At 73.6% G+C, this 24,329-nt stretch carries 15 protein-coding genes; 9 read left to right on the plus strand and 6 right to left on the minus strand.

Annotation, left to right across the window (positions count from 1 at the left end; genetic code table 11):
- The first annotated feature begins 10 nt into the window (after positions 1-10).
- A complete protein-coding gene (locus CHF16_RS30445; protein WP_089329591.1) occupies positions 11-1,255 on the plus strand; it encodes a class I SAM-dependent methyltransferase in 1,245 nt (414 codons plus the stop codon).
- Positions 1,256-1,341: 86 nt separating this feature from the next.
- On the opposite strand, the gene CHF16_RS30450 is transcribed toward CHF16_RS30445, so the two are convergent.
- Complete coding sequence (locus CHF16_RS30450) at positions 1,342-2,181, minus strand: ABC transporter permease (protein ID WP_089329592.1); 840 nt, start codon at positions 2,179-2,181, stop codon at positions 1,342-1,344.
- Positions 2,178-3,152 carry an ATP-binding cassette domain-containing protein gene (locus CHF16_RS30455; protein ID WP_089329593.1) on the minus strand — a complete coding sequence of 325 codons (975 nt, stop codon included), beginning with the start codon at positions 3,150-3,152 and terminating at the stop codon, positions 2,178-2,180. The genes CHF16_RS30450 and CHF16_RS30455 overlap by 4 nt, the downstream gene beginning before the upstream one ends.
- Positions 3,153-3,312: 160 nt before the next feature.
- Between CHF16_RS30455 and CHF16_RS30460 the strand changes: the two genes are divergently transcribed.
- The 3 genes from CHF16_RS30460 to CHF16_RS30470 are packed head-to-tail and all read left to right on the plus strand — an operon-like array spanning position 3,313 to position 6,903.
- Positions 3,313-4,611 carry an activator-dependent family glycosyltransferase gene (locus CHF16_RS30460; RefSeq protein ID WP_089329594.1) on the plus strand — a complete coding sequence of 433 codons (1,299 nt, stop codon included), beginning with the start codon at positions 3,313-3,315 and terminating at the stop codon, positions 4,609-4,611.
- 29 nt (positions 4,612-4,640) lie between these two features.
- Positions 4,641-6,026, plus strand: coding sequence for an FAD-binding oxidoreductase (locus CHF16_RS30465; RefSeq protein ID WP_089329595.1), 1,386 nt, complete (start codon positions 4,641-4,643; stop codon positions 6,024-6,026).
- A 28-nt stretch (positions 6,027-6,054) separates the two neighbouring features.
- Complete coding sequence (locus tag CHF16_RS30470) at positions 6,055-6,903, plus strand: class I SAM-dependent methyltransferase (protein ID WP_089329596.1); 849 nt, start codon at positions 6,055-6,057, stop codon at positions 6,901-6,903.
- Between the two features lie 54 nt (positions 6,904-6,957).
- On the opposite strand, the gene CHF16_RS30475 is transcribed toward CHF16_RS30470, so the two are convergent.
- From CHF16_RS30475 to CHF16_RS30485, 3 genes are all read right to left on the minus strand, one after another.
- Positions 6,958-8,640 carry an ABC transporter permease gene (locus tag CHF16_RS30475; RefSeq protein WP_089329597.1) on the minus strand — a complete coding sequence of 561 codons (1,683 nt, stop codon included), beginning with the start codon at positions 8,638-8,640 and terminating at the stop codon, positions 6,958-6,960.
- Entirely contained in the window at positions 8,637-9,554 is a 918-nt protein-coding gene (locus CHF16_RS30480; protein ID WP_089329598.1) for an ABC transporter ATP-binding protein, read from the minus strand. Before CHF16_RS30480 ends, CHF16_RS30475 begins: the two co-directional genes overlap by 4 nt.
- Before the next feature lie 87 nt (positions 9,555-9,641).
- The gene (locus CHF16_RS30485) at positions 9,642-10,589 is read right to left on the minus strand and encodes an alpha/beta fold hydrolase (protein ID WP_089329599.1); all 948 of its coding nucleotides are present in this window, start codon (positions 10,587-10,589) and stop codon (positions 9,642-9,644) included.
- A gap of 181 nt (positions 10,590-10,770) precedes the next feature.
- On the opposite strand from CHF16_RS30485, the gene CHF16_RS30490 reads away from it, so the two are divergent.
- Positions 10,771-11,964 (plus strand): cytochrome P450, encoded by a 1,194-nt coding sequence (locus tag CHF16_RS30490; protein WP_089329600.1) that lies wholly within the window; start codon positions 10,771-10,773, stop codon positions 11,962-11,964.
- 16 nt (positions 11,965-11,980) lie between these two features.
- The gene (locus CHF16_RS30495) at positions 11,981-13,267 is read left to right on the plus strand and encodes an activator-dependent family glycosyltransferase (RefSeq protein ID WP_089329601.1); all 1,287 of its coding nucleotides are present in this window, start codon (positions 11,981-11,983) and stop codon (positions 13,265-13,267) included.
- Here the strand turns inward: CHF16_RS30495 and CHF16_RS30500 are convergent.
- Positions 13,253-16,459, minus strand: coding sequence for an ATP-binding protein (locus CHF16_RS30500; RefSeq protein ID WP_089329602.1), 3,207 nt, complete (start codon positions 16,457-16,459; stop codon positions 13,253-13,255). The two genes, CHF16_RS30495 and CHF16_RS30500, sit on opposite strands and share 15 nt — an antisense overlap.
- Before the next feature lie 196 nt (positions 16,460-16,655).
- On the opposite strand from CHF16_RS30500, the gene CHF16_RS30505 reads away from it, so the two are divergent.
- From CHF16_RS30505 to CHF16_RS30515, 3 genes are all read left to right on the plus strand, one after another.
- The gene (locus tag CHF16_RS30505; RefSeq protein ID WP_143228176.1) at positions 16,656-17,909 is read left to right on the plus strand and encodes a cytochrome P450; all 1,254 of its coding nucleotides are present in this window, start codon (positions 16,656-16,658) and stop codon (positions 17,907-17,909) included.
- A gap of 86 nt (positions 17,910-17,995) precedes the next feature.
- Entirely contained in the window at positions 17,996-18,829 is an 834-nt protein-coding gene (locus CHF16_RS30510; RefSeq protein ID WP_089329604.1) for a class I SAM-dependent methyltransferase, read from the plus strand.
- Positions 18,830-19,269: 440 nt separating this feature from the next.
- Positions 19,270-24,329, plus strand: a 5,060-nt coding sequence (locus tag CHF16_RS30515) for a type I polyketide synthase (protein ID WP_089329605.1), incomplete at its 3' end; no start/stop codon positions are given.

A 24,329-nucleotide genomic window follows, 5' to 3' on the forward strand; every position in this document is an offset into this window, starting at 1 on the left:
GAGCCCGTCAATGAACGATCGTGCCGAGGTGCCCGCGCCCGCCGGCTGCCGCGTCTGCGGCGGAGGCGTCGAGGAGTTCCTGGACCTGGGCCGCCAGCCGCTGTCGGACCGCTTCCGCGACCCCGGCGACGAGGGCGAGGAGTTCTTCTACCGGCTCGCCGTCGGCCGCTGCCGGTCGTGCACGATGGTCCAGCTCGTCGACGAGGTCCCCCGCGACCTGATGTTCCACGCCGGCTACCCGTACTACTCGTCGGGGTCGTCGGTGATGCGGGAGCACTTCGCCGGCGTCGCGCGCCGCTTCCTCGCCACCGAGCTCACCGGCTCCGATCCGTTCATCGTGGAGATGGGCTGCAACGACGGGATCATGCTGGAGACGGTCAAGGACGCGGGGGTGCGCCACCTCGGCTTCGAGCCCTCGTCGGGCGTCGCCGAGCTGGCCGCCGCGAAGGGCGTGCGGGTGCGCACCGACTTCTTCGCCGGTGACACGGCGGCGGAGGTCCGCGCCGCCGAGGGTCCGGCCGACGTCGTCTACGCGGCGAACACCCTGTGCCACATCCCGTACATGCCCTCGGTGTTCGAGGGCGTGGACGCGCTGCTGGCGCGCGACGGCGTGTTCGTCTTCGAGGACCCCTATCTCGGCGACATCGTCGCCAAGTCGAGCTTCGACCAGATCTACGACGAGCACTTCTTCCTGTTCTCGGCGTCGTCGGTGCACCTGATGGCCGAGGCGTTCGGCTTCGAGCTGGTCGACGTCGAGCGGCTCGCCGTCCACGGCGGCGAGGTGCGGTACACCCTCGCGCGGGCCGGCGCCCGCCCGCGGTCGGAGGCCGTGCGGCTGCTGCTCGCGGCCGAGCGGCGGCAGCGGCTCACCGAGCCCTCGGCCCTGCGCGGGTTCGCGGAGAACGTGGGCAGGATCCGGGACGACCTCGTCGAACTGCTGCGCGGCATCCGGGCCGAGGGGGCCACCGTGGCCGGGTACGGCGCGACCGCCAAGAGCGCCACGGTGACCAACTTCTGCGGGATCGGCCCCGAGCTCGTCCCGTTCGTGTGCGACACGACCCCGGCCAAGCAGCACCGGCTGACGCCCGGCCGGCACATTCCGGTCCGGCCGCCGGCCGACTTCCGCGACCCCTACCCGGACTACGCGCTGCTGTTCGCCTGGAACCACGCCGAGGAGATCATGGCCAAGGAGCAGGAGTTCACGGCGGCCGGCGGGCGCTGGATCCTGTACGTGCCCGAGGTGCACCTGGTCTGAGTGCACCTGGTCTGAGTGCACCTGGTCTGACACCCCCGGGTGTGCGCGCGCCGGATCCGGCCGGGACCGGATCCGGCGCTCCGGGCTCAGGTCCGGCGGCGGTAGGCCAGCACCGCGAGCGGCGCGAACACGACCACCAGGCCCGCCGACCACAGCAGCGACTTGGTCAGGGGCTCGGCCACGTCGCCGCCGATGAGCAGGCCGCGGCACGCCTCCATGGTGTGCCCGACCGGGTTGACCTTCGCCCACGCCTGCAGCCAGCCCGGCAGCGTCTCGGTGGGCGCCACCATGTCGGTGCCGAACGCCAGCGGGAAGATGCTGAGCGCGACGATGGTCTGCACCGAGGCGGTCTCCTTGATGACCATCCCGAGCAGGATCCAGAGCCAGCTCAGGCTCATCCCGAAGACGATGGTCAGCAGCGCCGCCCCGAGCGCCCGGAGCGGGTCGGTCTCGATCCGGAACCCGATCAGGTACCCGAACGCCAGCAGCGTGACGATGGAGACGAGGTAGCGCACCACGTCGGCCAGCACCGAGCCGATCAGCGGGGCCGAGCGGCTGATGGGCAGGCTGCGGAACCGGTCGAAGATGCCCTTCTTGATGTCGAGGGACAGGTTGACGCCGGTGGCGATCATGCCCGCCATGATCGCGGACAGGACCAGGATCGCGGGGAGCGTGCGCTGCAGGTAGGCGTGCGTGGAGCCGGAGACCGCGCCGCCGAACATGTACACGAAGATCAGCAGGAAGGTGACCGGCGCGATCACCGCGTCGCTGATGCTGATCGGGTTCCGCTTGATCTTGATCAGGTTGCGCCGGGCCAGCGCGAGGCTGTGCCACAGCACCGCGTACCGGCGGTGCGGCGGCGCCTCCCGGCGGACGTGCTCCTCCTCCGCCGCCGTCCGTTCGACCGCGGACGTCGTCTCGCTCATGCGGCCTCCTCCTCGTCCTCGTCCTCGCCGTCCCGCTTCGCCTTGCTGCGGCCGGTGAGCGTGAAGAACACCTCGTCGAGGCTCGGCAGGCGCAGCGCGAGCTCCGTCACGCCGATCCCCGCCGCCTCCAGTTCGCGGACGGTCCGGTGCAGCTCCGCGTCCCCGTCCACCTGGACGGTCACGGCGTCGCGGCCGTGGGCCTCCGCCGGGCGCCCCGCGACCCCGCTGATGATCGTGGCGACCTCCTCCAGCCGCCCGGGGTCCTTCGGCCGCACCGAGATGGTCTGGCCCCCGACGAGCGCCTTCAGCTCCGCCGCGGTCCCGCGCGCGATGACCTCGCCGTGGTCGATGACCACGATGTCGTCGGCCAGCGCGTCGGCCTCCTCCAGGTACTGCGTGGTCAGCAGCACGGCACCGCCGCCGTCGGTCATCGACCGGATCATCCGCCACACGTCCCCGCGCTTGCCGGGGTCGAGGCCCGTCGTCGGCTCGTCCAGGTAGATCACGGCGGGTCGGCCGATGAGGCTCGCGGCGAGGTCGAGGCGGCGGCGCATCCCGCCGGAGTAGGTGCCGACCTTCTGCCCGCCCGCGTCGGTGAGCTCGAACCGTTCGAGCATCTGCGCGGCGCGGGCCTGCGCCTCCTTGCGGCGCATGTTGAGCAGCTGCCCGATCAGCACCAGGTTCTCGTGCCCGGTGAGGTCCTCGTCCACGGACGCGTACTGGCCGGTCAGGCCGATCAGCTCGCGCACCTTGGCGGCGTCCCGGACGACGTCGTATCCGCATGCCATGGCCCGGCCCTCGTCCGGCTGCAGGAGCGTGGCGAGGATGCGCACCGCCGTCGTCTTGCCCGCCCCGTTGGGGCCGAGCACGCCGAGCACGCTTCCCGGCCGCGCCGCGAGGTCGATTCCCGCGAGCGCCGTCGTTTCACCAAATCTCTTGACCAGGCCTTCGGTTTGAAACGCATAGGTCATGCCACTGAGCGTGACAGCCGTTACTGGCAAACCGCCTACAGAACGCTTGCAACCGAATCCGCGGTGCCGGGCAAGCCCTCAATTCATCCTTCAGCGGCCTCTCAGCGCGCCCTTCTAGACTTCGTCGGCACCTGCCTCGCCACCGGCTCAAGGAGTCTTCATGCGAGTCCTGTTCACGACATTCGCCGCACCCAGCCATCTGCAGAACATGGTCACCATGGCGTGGGCGCTGCAGACCGCGGGGCACGAAGTGCGGGTGGCCAGCCAGCCCGATCTGGCCGACGCCATCACCTCGGCCGGGCTCACCGCCGTTCCGGTGGGCGAGTCGCACGATGTCGCCCAGCAGGTCCAGGAGATCAACGATAATCTCGACCAGGAAAACGTCGCGGCCCCGCAAAACGCGGGCGACGCCGGCCTCGACATGAACGAGTTGCGCCCGGAGAAACTCACCCGGGAGTACATGCTCAAGGTATTCGGCACGATGACGCCTTTCGTGTTCCAGAACTGCTCACCGGACGGGATGATCGACGACCTGGTCGCCTTCTCCCGCCATTGGCGGCCCGATCTGGTGGTCTGGGACACCTTCACGTTCGCCGGCCCGATCGCGGCGCGGGCGTGCGGCGCCGCGCACGCGCGGCTGATCGCCGGGCTCGACCTGATGGGCGCCATGCGGACCCGCTTCGTCGCGGACCGGGACTCGCGGCCCGCCGCCGAGCGCGAGGACCCGCTCAGGGACTGGCTGGCGAGCCGCCTGGAGCGGCACGGCGCGGCCTACGACGACGAGGTCGCCACCGGGCAGTGGACGATCACCCCCACGCCCCGCTCGCTGTCGCTGCCGGTCCCCCTGCGCTACGTGCCGGTCCGGTTCGTCCCCTACAACGGCCGGTCCGTCGTGCCGGACTGGCTGCGCGAGCCGCCGCGCCGCAAGCGGGTGTGCCTGACGCTCGGCCTGTCCTACCGCGACATGTGGGGCGGCGTCTCCCGGCTCGGCGAGATGCTCTCCGCCGTCGCGGACCTCGACGTCGAGGTGGTCGCGGCGCTCAGCGCGGACCAGCGCGAGGCGCTCGGCGACATGCCGGGCAACGTCCGGATGGTCGACTTCGTACCGCTGAGCGCCGTGCTGCCGGACTCCGCGGCGATCATCCACCACGGCGGCGTCAAGACGTTCGGCACGGCCATGGCCTGCGCCGTCCCGCAGCTGATCGTCCCGGAGGGGCAGTGGGACACCGCCCATCTCGCGCGGCGCGCCGAGGACGGCGGCTTCGGCCTCTCGGTCGGGGACGCCCGCGGCATCGAGCCCAAGGAGTTCGCGCGCCTGGTCGCCCGGCTGGTGGACGAGCCGTCGTTCGCCCGCGCGGCCCGGAGCCTGCGCCGGGAGAGCCTGACCATGCCGGCCCCCAACGAGATCGTGCCCTCGCTCGAGGCGCTCACCGCCGAGCACCGCGCCCAGGCCGGCTGACCGCCGCCGCGACCGACGGAGAGGAAACCATGAGCGGACCCCATGACATCGCCGGCACCGCCGCCCGGCTGCGCGGCACGATCGGCGGCGCGGTCCTGCGCCCCGGCGAGGACGGCTACGACGAGGCGCGGCTGCCCTGGCGCCGGCTCACCGAGGTGGCCCCGGCGCTGGTGGCGGACGCGACCGGGCCGGGCGACGTGCGGGACGTCCTGCTGGCCGCCCGCGACGGCGGGCTCCCGCTGGTCGTCCAGGCGACCGGGCACGGCACCATCCGCCCGTACGAGGGCGGCCTCATGCTCCGGACCGGCTCCATGACCGGCGTCGAGGTCGACCCGGCGCGCCGCACCGCGCGCGTCGGGGCCGGGGCGACCTGGGGCGACGTCATCGCGGCGGCGACCCCGCACGGCCTCATGCCGCTGTCGGGGACGGCGACGTCGGTGGGCGTCGTCGGGTACACGCTCGGCGGCGGCGCGAGCCTGCTGTCGCGCCGGCACGGGTTCGCGGCCGACAGCGTGGTGCGGGCGGAGGTCGTGACCGCGGAGGGCAAGCTGCTGACGGCCGACGCCGAGGAGAACCCGGACCTGTTCTGGGCGCTGCGCGGCGGAGGCGGCAACTTCGGCGTGGTCACCTCCCTGGAGTTCCGGCTCTACCCGATCACGCACGTCTACGGCGGCATGGCGATGTTCGACATCGGGCGGGCCGCGGAGGCCATCGACTGCTACCGGGAGTGGGCCCCGGGCCAGCCGGACGACATGAGCACGGCGCTCGTCCTGCTCAAGATGCCGGACTCCCCGCAGCTCCCGGAGCCGATGCGGGGCATGCGGGCGCTCGGGCTGCGGGTCGTCCACGCGGGCGGCGCCGAGGAGGCCGAACGGCTGCTCGCCCCGCTGCGCGCGGCCGCCGGGGAGCCGATCATGTACCCGCTGCGGACGATGCCCTGCGCGGACATGACCACGGAGATCTTCGGCCCGCCGCCCCCGCCGATGCTCGTGGAGAGCAGCGTGGACCTGGCCCGGGACCTGCCCGCCGAGCTGGCCGGGGTCTGCGTGGACGCGGTCATGGCGGACGGGCCGGTCGCGGCGGTCGAGCTGCGCTACTGGGGCGGCGCGATGGCGCGGCCGGGGCCGGGCGCCGGGCCGGTCGGGCACCGCGACGTGCCGTTCTCGATCATCACCGGCAGCGCCCCCGCGGAGGGCAGGGAGCAGGCCGCCGAGGCCAAGGCCGCCATCGACACGCTCGTCGCGGCGCTGCGGCCGCACGTCACCGGCGGCGCCTTCCTGAACTTCCTGGAGGACCCGGCCCTGACCGCGACCGCGTACACCCCCGCCGACCACCGGCGGCTGGCCGAGGTCAAGCGCGCCTACGACCCCGAGAACGTCTTCGCGGGCAACCACAACATCCCGCCCGCCCCGTGAACGCGCCCGCCGTCGGCAAGGAGCCGTGATGAGCGAGACAGCCAACACCGAGATCGCCAACACCGCGCAGGCCGAGTCGTGGAACGGCCACGACGGCCGCCGCCACGCCGCCCAGCCGGACCGCTGGGACCGGGTGAACGGCGTCTTCAACGGGGACCTGTTCGCCGCGGCCGGCATCGGGCCGGAGGACGAGGTCCTCGACATCGGATGCGGCAACGGCCAGACGACGCGGCTGGCCGCCCGGCGGACCGCGGGCCGGGCGGTCGGCATCGACCTGTCCACCGCCATGCTGGAGACGGCGCGGGCCAAGGCCGCCGCCGAGGGGCTGTCGAACACGCGGTTCGTGCACGGCGACGCGCAGGTGTACCCGTTCCCCGACGCCGCCTTCGACGTGGCCATCAGCAGGTTCGCGCTCACCTTCTTCGCCGAGCCGGTGACGGCGATGGCGAACATCGCCCGCGCGCTGCGCCCCGGCGCCCGGCTGGCCTCGCTCTGCGTCGGCGACTACGGCAAGGGCGACTGGCTGAAGGTCTTCACCCACATGATGGCCAACATGCCCGTGCAGCTCATGGGAGAGCCGGCTCCGAGCGACGGCTTCACCGACCCGGAGAGCATCGCGCGAGTGCTCGACGGCGCCGGGTTCACCCAGGTGGCGACGCAGGAGGTCGTGCAGGTGAGCGTCTGGGGCACCGACGCCGAGGACGCCGCCGACTTCATGCTCTCCTACGGCCGGATCCACCAGATGCTCCAGGAGCTCGAGCCCGGGAAGGCGGCGGAGGTCCGCGGGGCCGTCGCCGACGCGTTCCGCCCGTTCGAACGCGCCGACGGCGTCCGCATGACCACGCCGGCCTGGCTGACCACCGCCGTCCGTCCCTGACCGCGGCGCAACCCGTCCCCCCGCCTGGGAGCACCCTCCGGGACGGGCCCCGCCTCAGTGCACGCCGATGTCGCGGCGCCGGAGCCGGTACGACGCCAGGGCCACCAGGACGGCCGCGATGCCCGTGAACCACAGCAGCGGCATGGCGTCCACGTGGCCGCCCGGCGCCTTCGGGGTGTGGGTGAACGGCGAGAGGTCGAGCGCCGCCTGGTCCAGCTTCAGGCCGGCACCGAGCTGGGTGAGCAGCACGGCCCCGATCACCAGCGCCCACACCGCGGAGGTCAGCCGCGGCAGGTAGGCGTGGAAGGCGTAGGCCACGGCCGCCGTCAGCAGCGCGGCCGGGACCTGCACCAGGGCGCCTCCCAGCACGCGGGGCAGCTGCCCGCCGAGGTCGTCCGCGCGCAGGCCGTAGACCAGGCCGGTCAGCGCACCCGCGGCGATCATGATGGCGGCGGCGCCGAGGGCCGTGACCGCCAGGTGCGCGGCGGACCACCGCCCCCTCGGGACGGCCGTGGCGAGGACCATGTCCGTCCGGAGCGCGTCCTCCTCCGCGCGCAGGCGTTGCACGGCGGAGACCGTGTAGACGGCCGCGGCCATGCCCGCGATGCTCAGCGTCCAGGCGATCCAGCCGTCGGCGGGCGAGGACGAGCCGCCGAGCCGCGCGAGGAGGTCGGCGGAGTCGCCGCCGGGCTCGGCCATGTCCCGCATCTCGATGGCGAACGAGCCGAACGCGACCGCGAAGAGCGCGACGCCGACGGCCCAGCCGGTCATCGCGCCGCGCTGCAGCCGCCAGGCCAGCGCCCACGCGGTGCCGAACCGGTCGGTGGCGGTCGCCCGGCCGGGCCGCGCGGGGATCAGGCCCGCGCCCACGTCGCGGCGGACGCCCAGCGCCGCCGCGGCCGCGACGGCGAGGACCGTCCCGGCGAGCGGCAGGAGCAGCACCCACCAGCGCTCCCCGGTGAACGGCCGGGCCTGGAACGCCCAGCCGAACGGGGACGCCCAGGACAGGTGCCGCAGCGCGCCGCCCGGCTCGGCGACCAGGCTCGCGTCGCCGATGGCGCGGAGCACGATCGACGCGCCGAACACCCCCGCGGACGCTCCGGCCGCCGCCCGCGAGTGCTCGAAGACCTGCGCGAACAGGACGCCGATCCCGGCGAAGAACCAGCCCACGAGGGTGACGGCCAGGCCGTAGGCGATGGAGCCGGCCACCGGCAGCCCGAACGCGGCGGTCAGGACGGCCGAGAGCAGCCCGGCGAGCAGGCCGAGGCCGCCCGCCACGGCCAGGGCCGTCGCGAGGCGGCCCTGCCGCCCCACCGCCGCCGAGGAGACCAGCTCGGCCCGCCCCGTCTCCTCCTCGGCCCGCGTGTACCGGACGGCGAGCAGCATCCCGGCGAGCGCGACCGCGAACATGACGATGGTGAGCGATTCGGCGACGACGATGCCCCCGAGCTCGGTCAGCTCGTAGAGCGGGCCGCTGAAGGCGGCCGCCGCGGCGCTGTCCCCGAGGTTGTCCGCGTACGTCCGCCGCTCACCGGCGTCCTGGTAGCCGCTCGTGACCCCGTTGACCAGGGACGCCAGGATGCCGAGCGTCAGCAGCGGCCAGACCGCGAGGCGGATGCGGTCCCGCCGCAGCATCATCCGCGTGAGCGCGCCCGCGCCGGCGAGGTCGGGGCCGCGGCGCGCGCGGCGCCCGGCCTCCGGGCGGGGCGGGGCGGTGGCGGGTGCGCGGGCGGTCATCGGGCCGCCTCCGCCCCCGCCGCCTCGGCCCGGTAGTGGCGGAGGAACATCTCCTCCAGCGAAGGCGGCCGGCTGACCAGCTCGCGGATGTCGTACGGCGCCAGCCGCTCCAGCACCGGCCCGATCCGGCCGGCCTCGACCTGGCAGGACAGCCAGCCGTCCGCGACGCCGACCTCGTGGGCGCCAGGCAGGTCGGGCGGCCCCTCCCCGGGCCCCGGCGGCCGGCCCAGCAGCACCCGGACGCGGGTCCGGGTGAGGTGGCGCAGCTCGTCGAGGGTGCCGGTCTCGACGATGCCGCCCGCCCGGATGATGGTGATGCGGTCGCAGAGCTGCTCCACCTCGGCGAGGAGGTGGCTGGCGAGGAAGACGGTGCGGCCCGCGCGGCGCTCCTCGGCCACGCAGTCCTTGAACACCTCCGCCATCAGGGGGTCCAGCCCGGAGGTGGGCTCGTCGAGGATGAGCAGTTCGACCCGCGAGGCGAGCGCCGCGACCAGGGCGACCTTCTGGCGGTTGCCCTTGGAGTAGGCCCGCGCCTTCTTGCGCGGGTCGAGCTCGAACCGGTCGAGCAGGTCGTCGCGGCGGGCGGGGTCGAGGCCGCCGCGCAGCCGGCCGAGCAGGTCGATGATCTCGCCGCCGGAGACGTTCGGCCACAGGCTGACGTCCCCGGGCACGTAGGCGAGCCGCCGGTGCAGCCGCGTGGCGTCCCGCCACGGGTCGCCGTCCAGCAGCCGGACGGATCCGGCGTCGGCCCGCAGCAGGCCGAGCAGCACGCGGATGGTGGTGCTCTTGCCCGCCCCGTTGGGCCCTAAGAACCCGTGCACTTCGCCGGTCTGGACGCCGAGGTCGATGCCTGCGAGGGCGGTGGTCGCGCCGAAGCGCTTGACCAGGCCCTCCGTCTGGAACGCGTAGCTCATGACCGCGCAGCCTGCCAACCGCCGCTGGCATCGCGCCTACAGACGGCTGGCAGCGCTCCCGCACGCGCCGCGAGCGCGGCGGGCGGCTCAGTCAAGGGAGCCCACGAACCGCAGCATCGCCTCGTTGACCTCGTCGGGGCGCTCCTGCTGCGTCCAGTGCCCGCAGCCGGGCAGCATCACCATGTCGCGCAGGTCGGGCACCGCCGCGGCGGACACGGGCTCCGCCGGCAGCATCCCGAGGGTCATGTCCCGGTCGCCGACGATGTAGAGCGCCGGGACGCGCACCGGGACGCCGTGCCACGGCGCGGTGAGGGCCCAGTTCCGGTCGAGGTTGCGGTACCAGTTCAGCCCGCCGGTGAAGCCCGCCTCCGCGAACTCGGTCACGTAGACGTCGATGTCCTCCTCGGTCAGCCAGTCGGGCAGCTTCTCCGGGTCGGGGCACAGGTCCAGGAAGCCGCCGCCCTCGGGGACGACCATGGAGCCGTCCTGCGGCCCGTCGCCGGACGGCGCGTACAGCACGCGGCGGAACGTGTCGTAGAGGTCGCGGGAGAGCTCGGCGTCGGCGACGCCCGGCTTCTGGAAGTAGAGCATGTAGTAGCCCTCCCCCAGGCCCACCCGCATGAGCGGGGTCATGGGGGCGGGCGTTCGCGGCAGGAAGGGGATGCTCAGCCCGATCACGCCGCGGACGCGGTCGGGCCGGAGCAGCGCGGTGTGCCAGGCGACGCCGCCGCCCCAGTCGTGGCCGGCGACCACGGCGCGCTCCTCGCCGAGCGCGTCGAGGATCCCGACCACGTCGCCGACCAGATGCATGATCGTGTAGTCCTCGACGTTCGCGGGCCGGTCGCTGCGCGCGTACCCGCGCTGGTCGGGCGCCACCACGTGATAACCCGCCCGGGCCAGCGCGACCAGCTGGTGCCGCCACGAATACCAGCACTCCGGAAAACCATGGATCAGCAGAACCAGGGGCCCGGTACCCGCCTCCGCGATATGCAGCCGAATTCCGTTCACCCTGACAAAGCGATGGGTGATCTCCACCGTGCCGCCCTCCTGGTCAGTCGTCGACTCAGCCGATTTACCACAGCGCGCTGAAGAACCGGTCAAGGGGAAATGGCGCGGCCGCCCGCGGCGGAAGGAGAGCAATCTGGAAGCTTCCCCCGGCGGTTCTTCGCGGCTCACACTCACTGGAACACCAGTAAGCGTCGAAAGGTGCCGGGAGATGACGCAGCAGGACGAGGGGATCTTCGCCGCGCGGCCGGACGGGTCGCCCCCGCCGGAATTCGACGAGCGCCGGAGGAAGTCCCCGCTCGCGCCCGTCACGATGCCCAGCGGCGACGAGGCGGTGCTGGCCGTCCGCTACAAGGACGTGCACGCCGTGCTGACCAGTCCCGCGTTCAGCCGGGCGGCGCTGCTCGCGCCGGACGCGCCGCGGATCCTGCCGGGCGAGGAGTTCGGCGAGGACCCCAACGCGCTCACCAACATGGACCCGCCCCGGCACACCCGCGTCCGCCGCATCCTCAGCGACATCTTCAGCCCCCGCCATGTGAAGACCTGGCATCCGAAGATCGTCGCCATCACCGAGCGGCTGGCCGGCGACCTGGTCGCCGCGGGGCCCCCGGCGGACCTCATCGCGGCGTTCACCCTCCCCCTGCCGATCCAGATCATGTGCGAGCTGCTGGGCGTCCCGGCGGGCGACCGGGAGCGGTTCCGCACCTGGACGGACATGATCATCTCGAGTACGGCGTTCACCGCCGAGGAGCGGGTCGGCGCGGCGGTCGAGTTCTCCGGTTACGTCCGCGACCTGATCGAGCGGCGCCGCGGCCGGGAGGGCGACGCGCTGGTCGACGCGCTGATCAGCGCGCACGACGAGGGCGAGCGGCTCAGCGAGGCCGAGCTGGTGCACCTGACCGTCATGCTGATCATGGCCGGGTACGAGACGACGGCGAGCGTGCTGGCGCGGGGCGTGCTGAGCCTGCTGACGACCGACCAGTACGGCGTGCTGCGCGACGAGCCGGAGATCATCCCGACCGCGGTGGAGGAGGTGCTGCGCTTCGGGATGCCCGGCGACGGGGGGCTCCTGCGGATGGCGACCAAGGACGTGGAGCTCCCGTCGGGGACCGTGCGCGCGGGCCAGGCCGTCATGCCGTCGATGGCGTCGGCCAACCGCGACCCGGAGGTGTTCACCGATCCCGAGCGCTTCGACGTGCGCCGCGCGCACTGCCCGCACCTGACGTTCGGGCAGGGGGCGCACTACTGCGCCGGGGCCAACCTCGCGCGGCACGAACTGCAGGTGGCGCTGGAGACGCTGACGCGGACGCTGCCCGGCCTGCGCCTGGACGCCGCCCCCGAGGAGATCGAGTGGCGCAGCGGCCTGCTCCTGCGCGCTCCCCTCAGCCTGCCCGTCGCCTGGTGACCCCGAGGAGGATGCCATGCGTGTGCTGTTCACGACGTTCGCGTCGGTCAGCCATCTGAACGGTCTCGTGTCGATGGCGTGGGCCCTGCGCGCCGCGGGCCACGAGGTCCGGGTGGCGAGCCAGCCGGACCTGGCCGACGCCATCACCGCCGCGGGGCTGACGGCCGTCCCGGTGGGCGAGCCCCTCCATCTGGAGGCGCGCATGCGGGAGATCGCCGCCAAGCTGGCGGCGCAGGGCGGTCCCGGCAGGGCCGCACCGGACATGAACGAGCTGCGGCCCGAGAAGCTCACCTGGGACGCCATGCGGAAGGCGTTCGCGACGATGACCCCGGTCGTCTTCGCCAACGCCTCCCCCGAAGCCACGGTCGACGACCTCGTCGCGTTCTGCCGCGGCTGGCGCCCCGACCTGGTCGTCTGGGACACCTTCACGTTCGCCGGGTCGATCGCGGCGCGGGCGTGCGGCGCGGCCCACGCGCGCATGATCCTCGGACTGGACATGCTGGGGAACATGCGGGCCCGCTTCACCGAGGCCGCGGCGGAGCGTCCCGCCGGGGACAGGCTCGACCCGCTCGGCGAATGGATCGAAGGCCATCTCGCCCGCCACGGGGCCGACTTCGACGAGGACGCCGTGGTGGGGCACTGGACCATCGACCCCACCCCGCCGTCACTGCGGCTACCGGTGCCCCTGCACTACGTGCCGGTGCGGCACATGCCGTACACGGGACGATCGGCCGTGCCCCGCTGGCTGCACGAGCCGCAGCGGCAGGACGGGCGCGTGTGCGTCCTGGCGGAACCGTCCCTCCAGCGGATGTGGGGCCCGGACGTGACCGCCGACGGGCTCGTCTCCGCCGTCGCCGGACTCGGCGGCGAGGTCGTCGTCGTCCTCGACGCCGAACAGCAGAAGGGACTGGGCGAACTGCCGGAGAACGTCCGGGTGGAGGACTCCGCCCCTCTGGACGCGCTGCTGCCGACGTGCTCGGCCGTCGTCCACGCCGGCGGCCACGACGCGCTCGGGACCGCGCTCCTGCACGGGGTCCCGCAGCTCATCGTCCCCGAGGGGCAGTGGGACACGGTGCACAAGGCGCGGCTCATCGAGGAGCAGGGCGCCGGGCTGCACCTGCCGCCCATGGAGCGGTTCGATCCGCGGGCGCTGCGTGAGCGCGTGGCGCGGCTGCTGGACGAGCCGTCGTTCGCCGAGTCGGCGCGACGCCTGCGCAAGGAGGTGCTGGCCGCGCCCGCTCCGACCCAGGTCGTGCCCCTGCTGGAGCAGCTGACGGCCGAGCACCGCTCAGCGCGTACCTGACGCGGGCTCCGGGGCCTTGCACGAGGCGTCGAGCAGGTCGAGCGCGCCCTGGTGCTCCAGGGCGGCGCCCTTGCCGTAGGCGGAGTCGAACGGGTCCCTGCCGAGGGCTTCGCGCAGCTTGTCGGCGAGGAGGGCGTCGTCGCGGCCGAAGGCCCCCGGGGCGCCGTGCAGGACGTGGCACGCGCCGAGGACCTCCGCGGCCAGTTCGGGCCTCCCCATCCTCAGCTGGAGGCGGGCGATGCCGACGCCGACGGCGGCGACCAGCGGCAGGTCGGCGACGTCCCGGGCGAGGCGGAGTGCCTCGGCGAGGTAGCGCTGCGCGCCGGTGAGGTCGCCGGTGGCGGCCGCCACCCTGCCGCAGACCGACTCCAGCATCGCGACCAGCAGGGTGTCCTTGCTCGGCGCGAGGTCGAGGCTGCGCGCCGCCACGGCCAGGTGCCGCTCGGCCTCGGCCAGGTCGCCGGCGTCCAGGGCGAGGTCGCACAGCGACTTGCGGATGAGGGCCGTGGCCCGGGCGGACAGCCGCAGGTTGCGGCCTTCGGCCGCTTCGAGCAGGTCGGCGCGGGCGCGCTCCAGGTCGCCCGCCTGGATGCGCGCCTCCGCGAGCCAGATCCGCTGCTGGAACGCCTCGTCGGCGGCGCCGAGCTCGCGCATCAGCCGGATCGACTCCTCCAGGACGCGGACGGCCTCCCCGCCCGCGCCGAGGGCGGTCTGGGAACCGCCGAGGAAGGTCAGCGCCATGGCGAGCCCCCAGCGCTCGCCGACGACCCGGAACTTCTCGACGGCGGTCTCCAGCTCCCGGCGCATCGCGTCCATGTTCCCGCTGTTGGCGAGCAGGAACGACCGGACGAGCCGCGCCATGGCGTCCGTCCAGGGGTCGGGGGCGCCGGGGTCCCCGGCGACGGCGAGCCCGCCGTCGAGGTCGTTGTCCATGAGCGCCAGCAGGACCTCGGCGAGGACGAGCATCGGGTGGCCGCCCGCACCGCGCGCCCGGCGGATCCGCCGCCGCATCCCGTCGGTGACGAACTGGGGTTTGCGGGGCCCCTCGGAGAGGACCAGGTTGAACAGGTGCAGGGTCGCGGCGGTCGCCCAGGCGACCTCCGGCGCCTCGCCGGGGACCTCCAGGGCCCGGCGCAGCCGGCGGGTCGCCTCGGCGTGGTCGCCCTGCATCGTCCAGAAGTATCCGAGCGCGGCGGCGAGCCGCACCGCGGTGGAGGCGTCGCCGGACTCGCACGCGAAGTTGAGGGCCGCGATCAGGTTGTCGTGCTCGTCGGCGAGCGCGGACAGCCAGCGGAGCTGGTCGCGGCCGCGCAGGTGCGGCTCGGCCCGCTCGGCGAACTCCAGGAAGAACGCCGCGTGCGCGGCCCTGGCCTCGTCGCGCTCCCCGGCCTTCTCCAGCCGTTCGAGCCCGTACTCGCGGATGGTCTCCAGCATCCGGTAGCGGGCCTCGTGGCCGTCCACCACCTGGAGCAGCGACTTGTCGACCAGGGCGTGCAGGGCGTCGAGGACGTGCCCGGACGGCGCGGCGACGCGCTCGGCCCCGGCGGGGGTGATCGTGGCGGGGAACACCGCGAGCCGCTGGAGGAACCGGCGCTCCTCGCCGTCGAGGAGCTCCCAGCTCCAGTCGACGACGGCGCGGAGCGTCTGGTGCCGCGGCAGCGCCGTCCTGCTGCCCCCGGTCAGCAGCTGGAACCGCTCGTCCAGGCGCCGGGCCAGCTCCCCGAGCGGCAGGGCGCGCAGGCGGGCGGCGGCCAGCTCCATGGCGAGCGGCAGCCCGTCCAGCCGGCGGCAGATCTCGGCGGCGGTCTCCACCACGTCGGCGCCGAAGGCCAGATCCGGACGCACTGCCGCGACCCGGTCGAGGAAGAGGCGGATCGACGGGGTCTGCAGCAGCGCGGCCGTGGAGGCGCCGGGCTCGGGCACCAGCAGCGGGTTCACCGGGCACAGCATCTCGCCGCCGATCCCGAGCGGCTCGCGGCTCGTCGCGAGGACGCGCAGCCCCGGGCAGCGGCCGAGCAGGTCCTCCACCAGCCGCGCGACCGCGTCGATGAGGTGCTCGCAGTTGTCGAGGACGAGCATCGCCTCGGCGCCGGACAGGACGTCGGCCAGGCGGGTGACGGCGTCGCGGGGCCCCTCCGCGCCGTCGAGTATCCCCTCGCGCAGGCCGAGGACGCCGATGACGGCGCCCGGCACGTCCTCCGGGTCGTCGAGCTTGGCCAGCTCCACCAGCCAGACCCCGTCGGCGTAGTCCTCGGCGACCCGGCCGGCGAAGGCGGTCGCCAGGCGGGTCTTGCCGGCGCCGCCGGGGCCGGTGAGCGTCACCAGGCGGCCCTCGGTGAGGTCGGCGGCGATCCGGCCGAGCTCCCGCTCGCGGCCGACGAAGCTCGTCAGTCCCTTCGGCAGGTTCGTGCGGGGCCCGGCCGCGCGGCCGGGCCACCCGGCGGGCTCCTCCTCGGCGGCGCCGCCGCGCAGCGCCGACAGGTGGATGTCCTGCAGCCGCTGCCCGGGGTCGGCGCCGAGCTCGTTGGCGAGGAAGCCGCGGAACTCCTCGTAGGCGGCGAGCGCCTCGGCGCGGCGCCCCGAGTCGCGCAGCGCCCTGATGTGCAGGCCGCGCAGGCGTTCGCGCAGGGGGTGGGCGGCGATGAGCTCGCCCAGCTCGGCGACGACGTCGTTGCCCGCCGTCCCGCTCAGCAGCTCGGCGTCGACCCGGTCCTCGATGGCGGCGAGCCGCAGCTCCCGCAGCCGCCCGGCGGCCGCCTCGAAGTACGGGGTCTGCGCCGTCCCGGCGAGCGGCTCGCCGCGCCACAGCGCGAGCGCCTCCCGCAGGTGCGACGCCGCGATGGCGGCCCGCCCGTCCGCCAGGGCGCGCCGCCCCTCGACGGCGAGGTCCTCGAACAGGAGCGCGTCCACGGCCTCGACGGGGATGTCCAGGCGGTAGCCGCCCTGGCTCCAGCGCAGCTCGGAGGCGCCCCCGAGCGCCCGGCGCAGCCGGGACACCAGCGTGTGCAGGGCGTTCACCGGGTCGGAGGGGACGTCGGCCCACCAGATCGCCTCGGCCAGCGACTCCACCGTCACCACCCGCCCGGCCTCCAGGGCCAGCCGGGCCAGCACGGCGCGCAGACGGGAGCCTCCGACCTGAGTCCTCTCCTCGTCGACCACGACCTCGAGTGTCCCCAGGATGCCCACGCGCATGGTCGACAGTCTGCCATCGGCGACGGGGGCTGCCCAGTTTCGGCGAGCATTACCGCCACTTCAGTACTTGTCATCAAGAGCCGAGCAATCAAGGCGAAGACAACTCCGAAAGCTCGCCGCATTCTCTTCATATCCGGCAGAGATGTCTCGCATCGCAACGCTGTGGGCCGACCGCGCTCGCTGGGAAGGACCATCGATGACCGACGCTCCCCCCGTAGCCCCGACGACGGCGGCCGGCCCCGACGCCGCGGCCGAACGGCTGTTCCAGCAGATCATGATGGATCCGGCGAACGAGAACCCGTATCCCGGATACCACGAGCTGCGCGACCGCGCCCCCGCGCTGATCACGTCCGACGGCACCCTGGTGCTGACCCGGCACGCCGACTGCGACGCCGCCCTGCGGCACCGCTCGCTGGGCAAGGGCAACGAGATCCAGGGGTTCCGGCTCAGGCCGATCCCGGAGGAGCGCCTGCGCGAGCTGATGGACCGGCTGGAGCGCAGCATGTCGTTCGCCAACCCGCCCGACCACAGCCGGCTGCGGCGCGTGGTCAGCTCCGCGTTCACCGGCCGCCACATCGAGAACCTGCGGCCCGCGGTGACCGAGCGCGTCGACGCGCTGCTCGACGGCCTCGCCGCCGAGCCCGGCGCCGACTTCATGGCGGGCTTCGCGCAGCGGCTTCCGGTGGGGGTGGTCGGGGACCTGCTCGGCGTCCCCGAGCAGGACCGCTCCGGGTTCGGCGCGAAGGTCGCCGCGCTGGCCGCCATGGTGGAGCCGACCGCCGACGCGGACACGCTCGGCCGGGCCATCACCGCCGAGTCCGAGCTCGCCGCCTACTTCACCGACCTGCTCGCGGACAAGCGCGAGCACCCCGCGGACGACCTGCTCAGCCGCCTGGTCGGGGCCCGCGACGAGGAGAGCCTCGACGACGCCGAGACGGTGGCGACCGCGCTGCTCCTCCTCGGCGCCGGGATCGAGACCACCGGCCACCTGCTCGCCAACACCCTGACCACCCTGCTCGGCCACCCGGCGGCGCTGGACGCGCTGCGCGCCGACCCGGCCCTGATCCCGGGCGCGGTCGAGGAGGTCCTCCGGTACGACTCCCCCGTCCAGTTCGACGCCCGGACCGTGCTGGAGCCCGTCTCCTTCGCGGGCGCGGAACTCGAACCCGGCCAGACCGTGACGATCATGCTCGCGGCCGGGAACTACGACCCGGCGCGGTTCGACGCCCCCGACACCTTCGACATCCGCCGCACCGACAACGCGCACCTGTCGTTCGCCGCGGGGATCCACTTCTGCCTCGGCGCCGGGCTGGCGCGCCTGGAGGTCCAGGTCTTCCTGGAGCGGCTCCTGGCGCGCCACCCGTCCGTCTCCCTGGCCGGCACGCCGCGGCGCCGCCCCGGCCTCGGCCTGCGGGGGTTCGAGCGGATCCCCGTCACCCTCGGGCCCTGACGGCCCGGACCGCCTCCACGAGCGCCGCCCGGCCGCCGTCCGTCCAGCGCTCGCCATCACCTGCCATCCATCCGAAGGAGCGTCCAATGGGGACGAAAGTCAACGCCGCCATGGCGGATCACTGGAACGGCGACGAAGGCGTGTTCTGGGCCGAGGAGCACGAACGCTGGGACCACCTGAACAGCGCGTTCAACGACCACATGTTCGCCAAGGCCGCGATCACCCCCACCGACCGGGTGCTCGACATCGGCTGCGGCAACGGCCAGACGAGCCGGCTCGCCGCGCGGCGCGCGTTCAAGGGCGGCGCGGTCGGGTTCGACATCTCGGCGCCGATGCTGGAGCGGGCGCGCGCCCTGGCGGCGGCGGAGGGCGTCACGAACGTCGAGTTCGTCGAGGGCGACGCGCAGATCCACCCGTTCGCCGACCGGGACTTCGACGTCGTCATCAGCAGGTTCGGCCTGACGTTCTTCGACGACCCGCACGCCGCGATGGTCAACATCGCGCGGAGCATGCGGCCCGGGGGCCGGCTGTCGGCCATCGTGCACGGCGACGTCACGCAGGTCGACTGGCCGCTGGTCTTCGGCGCCATCCAGGAGCAGCTCGCGCTGCCCTGGGTCAAGGAGCCGAAGGAGAACCCGATGGCCGACCCGGACCGGATGGGCGAGATCATGACGGGCGCCGGGTTCACCGACGTGGCGTTCCCGCACGTCATCGAGAAGCGGTCGTGGGGCAAGGACGCCGAGGACGTCGCCGGGTTCCTGCTGAACTGGACGCCGATGCGCATCAGCCTCTCCCAGGTGAGCGAGGAGGCGGCCGGACGCGCCCGGCAGGCGTGCATCGACGCGCTGCGGCCCTTCGAGACCGCCGAGGGCGTGGTCATGCGGACCCCCGCCTGGGTCCTCAGCGGCACCCTGCCGTAGCACCCCGTCTCCAAGCGTCCACTTCCCAGCCCCCAGTTCCCAGCACCCCCAGTTCCCAGCACCCCGTGCGGCCGGGCTCGTCCCCGCCCGCCTCCGAGCTGCGCCGGCGCGTCGCCGTGCCCCTGGCGCGCGCCGGCGAGAGGCGGGCGGGGCGGCCCGGCCTTCCGCTGCCGGCGGCGACCGGCCGCCACCTCTGCGGCACCCGCCGTCCAGGGGCGTTCCGGCATGCCCGGGCGCCGGCGATTCTCCGCGCGGCCGCCGGTCAAACGCCGCGGGCCCTTGTCTCGAACACGGCAATCTGGGCGAAGACAATCCGACTCGCCGCGCCGCACTCTCGACAGAGTCGAACCGGCCGCCCCGCGGATGCTCCTCGATGACTCATTCCAGTGCCGGAACCAGCTCGATTCGGATCCTGTCATCAATGGAATAGGCCAACTGCAATGGACAATGGAATCGCCATTATCGGCCTGGCCTGCCGCCTTCCGCGAGCCGCGGACGCGGACGCTTTCTGGCGGCTCCTGCGGGCGGGCGGGAACGCCGTCGGGCGGGTCCCCGCCGACCGGTGGAGCACCGCGCCGGACCCCGCGGGGGCACCGGCGGGCGGCTCCCTTCCCGGCACCGAGCACGGGGCCTTCCTCGACCGCGTCGACCTCTTCGACGCCGAGTTCTTCGGCATCTCCCCGCGCGAGGCCGCCGCGATGGATCCGCAGCAGCGGCTCATGCTGGAACTGGCGTGGGAGGCGCTGGAGGACTCGGGCACCGTCCCCGCCGCCGTGGCCGGCCACCGGGTCGGCGTGTTCGTCGGAGCGATCTGGGACGACTACGCACGGCTCGTCCACCGCCGGGACACCGCGGCGATCACGCGGCACAGCATGACGGGCCTGCACCGCAGCGTGATCGCGAACAGGGTGTCGTACACGCTCGGGCTGACCGGCCCCAGCCTCACCGTCGACACCGGCCAGTCGTCCTCGCTCGTCGCCGTCCACCTCGCCTGCGAGAGCCTCGCCAAGGGCGAGTCGGAGCTGGCGCTGGCGGGCGGGGTGAACCTCATCATCGACCCGGCCGGGTCGGTGAGCGCCTTCCGGTTCGGCGGCCTGTCGCCGGACGGCCGCTGCCACGTCTTCGACTCCCGCGCCAACGGCTTCGTCCGCGGCGAGGGCGGCGGGGCGGTGCTGCTCAAGCCGCTGGAGCGCGCCATCGCCGACGGCGATCCCGTCTACGGCGTCATCCGCGGTACCGCCGTGAACAACGACGGCACCGGCGACGGCGACGGCCTCACCGTGCCCAGCGCGAAGGCTCAGGCCGCCGTCATCGAGGACGCGTGCGCGCGGGCCGGTGTGGGGCGGTCGGACGTCCAGTACGTCGAGCTGCACGGAACGGGCACCAAGGTCGGCGACCCCGTCGAGGCGGCGGCCCTGGGCGCGGCGCTGGGGACCGCCCCTGACTCCCCCGACTCCCCGGACGCCCCGGAGGGGGGCGCGGCCCGCGGCGCGGCGCTGCGCGTGGGGTCGGTCAAGACCAACATCGGGCACCTCGAAGGCGCCGCCGGCATCGCCGGCCTCCTGAAGGTCGCGCTCGCGCTGAAGCACCGGGCGCTGCCTCCCAGCCTCAACTTCGAGTCGCCGAACCCGCGCGTCCCGCTGGACCGGCTCGGCCTGCGCGTCCAGACCGCGCTCGGTCCCTGGCCGGACGAGGAGCGGCCGCTCGTCGCCGGGGTCAGCTCCTTCGGCATGGGCGGCACCAACTGCCACGTCATCGTGTCGCAGGCACCGGCGAGCGACTCGGAGACCGGAGACCGGCGGGACGACCGGCCGGAGCCGCCCCTGCCGGCCCTGCCGGTCTCCGGGCGCAGCCGGACGGCCCTGCGAGCCCAGGGAGGGCTGCTGGCCGACCGGCTGCGGGACGAGCCCGACCTGGACCCGGTGGACGTCGGCCTCGCCCTCACGCACACCCGCACCCTGTTCGAGCACCGGGCCGTCGTCACCGGCGCCGACCGCGACGAACTACTCGAAGGGCTCACCTCGCTGGCCAAGGGGCGGGGACGACCCAACGTCGTCTCCGGCCTGGCGGGAACCGCGGGCCGCACCGCCTTCCTGTTCAGCGGGCAGGGCAGCCAGCGGCCCGGCATGGGCGCCGAACTGTACGCGGCGTTCCCGGTGTTCGCCGAGGCGCTCGACGAGGTCCTCGACCACCTCGATCCGCGGTTCGACCGCCCGCTGCGTCCGATCATGTTCGCGCCCCGGGACGGCGGCGAGGCGGCGCTGCTCGACCAGACCGCGTACACGCAGGCGACGCTCTTCGCTCTCGAAGTGGCCCTGCACCGGTTGTTCGCGTCGTGCGGCGCCGTCCCCGACCTCCTCATCGGCCACTCCATCGGCGCCATCGCCGCCGCGCACACGGCCGGGGTGCTGTCGCTCGCCGACGCCTGCACCATGGTCGCCGCCCGCGGCCAGGCGATGCAGGCCCTCCCCGCGACCGGCGCGATGGCCTCGCTCGACGCCACCGAGGACGAGGCGCGCGCGCTGGCGCAGGAGTACGGCGGGCGTTTCGGAGTCGCCGCCGTGAACAGCCCCCACGCCGCCGTGATCTCCGGGGACCGGTCCGCCGTCCTCGACGCGGTCGCGGCGTGGAAGGAGAACGGACGCAAGGCGAAGGTGCTGCGGGTCAGCCACGCGTTCCACTCCGCGCACATGGACCCGATGCTGGAGGAGTTCGGCCGGGTCCTGCACGGGCTCGCCTTCCGCCCGCCCGAGACGCCCATCGTCTCCGACCTGACCGGCCGCCTCGCCACCGCCGAGCAGCTCACCGACCCCGCCTACTGGGTGGACCACGCCCGGCACACGGTGCGCTTCATGGACGGCGTCCGATGTCTGGAGCGGCAGGGGGTCACCGACTTCGTCGAAATCGGCCCGGACGCGGTGCTCAGCGGGCTCACCGCGACGAGCCTCGCCGGCCGCGGCGACCCGACCGGCAAGACGCGGTTGGCGACGATCCCCACGCTCCGCCGCAACAGATCCGAAGTCCGCACCTTCGTCGCCGCCCTGTCCGGCCTGCACGTGCACGGCGACCCGGTGCGCTGGGAGGCCGTCCTCCACGGCGCGCCCCGGGAAGCCGGGGATCTGCGCACCCTGAGGGAGCTGCGGCTCCCGACCTACCCTTTCCAGCGGAAGCGCCACTGGATCGAGGCCGCGTCCCCCGCTCCGGGTCCGGCTCGCGTTCCGGTTTCGGCTCAGGCAGTGGCGGACTCCGACGATGACGCCGCCGCCGCGGTGCCCGGGGACGAGCAGGACGATGCGCGCTCCCCCTCGGCCGACCCGGCGCCGCGGTTCGCCGGGCTGGGCGACGCCGAGCGGGACCAGGCGCTCCTGGAGACCGTCCGGCTGAACACCGCCCTCGTCCTCGGACATGCCGCCCCGGACTCGATCGACCCGGCCCGCACGTTCAAGCAGCTCGGCTTCGACTCGATGGCGGCCGTCGAACTCCGGGACCGGCTGACCGAGTCGACGGGCCTGTCCCTGCCCACCACCCTCACCTTCGATCATCCGACTCCGGGCGACCTCTCGCGGCACCTGTCCGCGGTCGCCACCGGCCGGCCCGGTGACGAGGCCGGCGTTTCCGTCCGGGGCGTTCCCGCGGTCGACGAGCCGATCGCGATCGTGGCGATGGGGTGCCGCTACCCGGGTGGTGTGTCGTCGCCCGAGGATCTGTGGGAGCTGGTCGAGCAGGGCCGCGACGCCATCACCCCGTTCCCCGGCAATCGCGGCTGGGACCTGGACGCCCTCTTCGACGCCGACCCCGACGCGCCTGGGAAGTCCTATGCGCGCGAAGGCGGGTTTCTGCACGACGCGGATCAGTTCGACGCAGCGTTCTTCGGCATCTCGCCGCGTGAGGCCACGGCGATGGACCCGCAGCAGCGGCTGCTGCTCGAAGTCGCCTGGGAGACCATCGAACGCGCGGGGATCGACCCCACCAGCCTCCGGGCGAGCCGGACCGGCGTCTTCGCCGGCATGATGCCGCAGGGGTATGGGCCGCCCCAGCACGAGGCACCGGAGGAGTTCGCGGGCTACGTGCTCACCGGAACCACGAACAGCGTGGCCTCCGGCCGCATCTCCTATGTGCTCGGTCTCCAGGGCCCGTCCTTGACGGTCGACACGGCCTGCTCGTCATCACTGGTCGCGCTGCATCTGGCAGCCCACGCCCTGCGCACGGGTGAATGCGACCTGGCGCTGGCGGGCGGCGTCACCGTCATGTCCACCCCCGGCATGTTCGTCGAGTTCAGCCGCCAGCGCGGGCTGGCGGCCGACGGGCGCTGCAAGCCCTTCTCGGCGAACGCCGACGGCACGGGATGGTCCGAGGGCGTCGGCCTGGTGCTGCTGGAACGGTTGCCGGACGCCCGGCGCAACGGCCGGCACATCCTGGCCGTCATCAGGGGGTCGGCGGTCAACCAGGACGGCGCCAGCAACGGCCTCACCGCACCCAACGGCCCTTCCCAGGAACGGGTCATCCGGCAAGCGCTCGACGGTGCCCGACTCGATTTCGGTGATGTGGACGCCGTCGAGGCCCACGGCACCGGCACCACATTGGGCGATCCGATCGAGGCCAACGCACTGCTCGCCACTTACGGTCGCCATCGGGACAAGCCGCTCTACCTGGGCTCTTTGAAATCCAACATCGGCCACACTCAGGCGGCGGCAGGGGTCGCCGGGGTCATCAAGATGGTCCAGGCCATCAACCATGGCCGCCTCCCTCGCAGCCTGCACGCCGACAAGCCCTCCCCTCACGTCAACTGGGATTCAGGGGCCGTTGAGCTTCTTGCCGAGGCTCAGTTGTGGCCGGAGGTCGACCGGCCTCGCCGTGCCGCCGTGTCCTCCTTCGGAGTCAGCGGCACCAACGCCCACGTCATCCTCGAACAGGCTCCGGCGCCCGAGCCCGTCCCGACCGTAGCGGCCCCGGCCAGCACACCCGCGCTCGCCTGGCCGCTGTCGGCGAAAACCCCCGAAGCCCTCCGCGCCCAAGGCCAGCAGCTCCTAGACCACCTGGACCGCCATCCCAGCGTCAGCCCCGTGGACGTCGGATACACCTTGGCCACCGCCCGCGCCGCGTTCGCACACCGCGCCGTCATCACCGGGACCGGACTGGACGACTTCCGCACCGGCCTACAGGCACTGGCCACCGGACAGACCGCACCCGGCCTCACCCTCACGCCACCCGTTTCCGGGGAGAACCGGATCGTCTTCGTCTTCCCCGGCCAGGGGTCTCAGTGGGCCGGCATGGCCACCGAACTGCTGCACACATCGTCGGTGTTCGCCGACCACATCCGCGCCTGCCATGAGGCGCTCGCTCCCTACACCGACTGGTCGCTGCTCGACCTGCTCCACCAGCGACACGCGGCCCCCGATCTGGAGCGGGTCGACGTCGTCCAACCGGCACTGTTCGCCGTCATGACCGCACTGGCCAAACTCTGGCAACACCACGGCATCCACCCCGACGCCGTCATCGG

Source organism: Actinomadura meyerae, from assembly GCF_900188445.1.
GTDB lineage: Bacteria > Actinomycetota > Actinomycetes > Streptosporangiales > Streptosporangiaceae > Spirillospora > Spirillospora meyerae.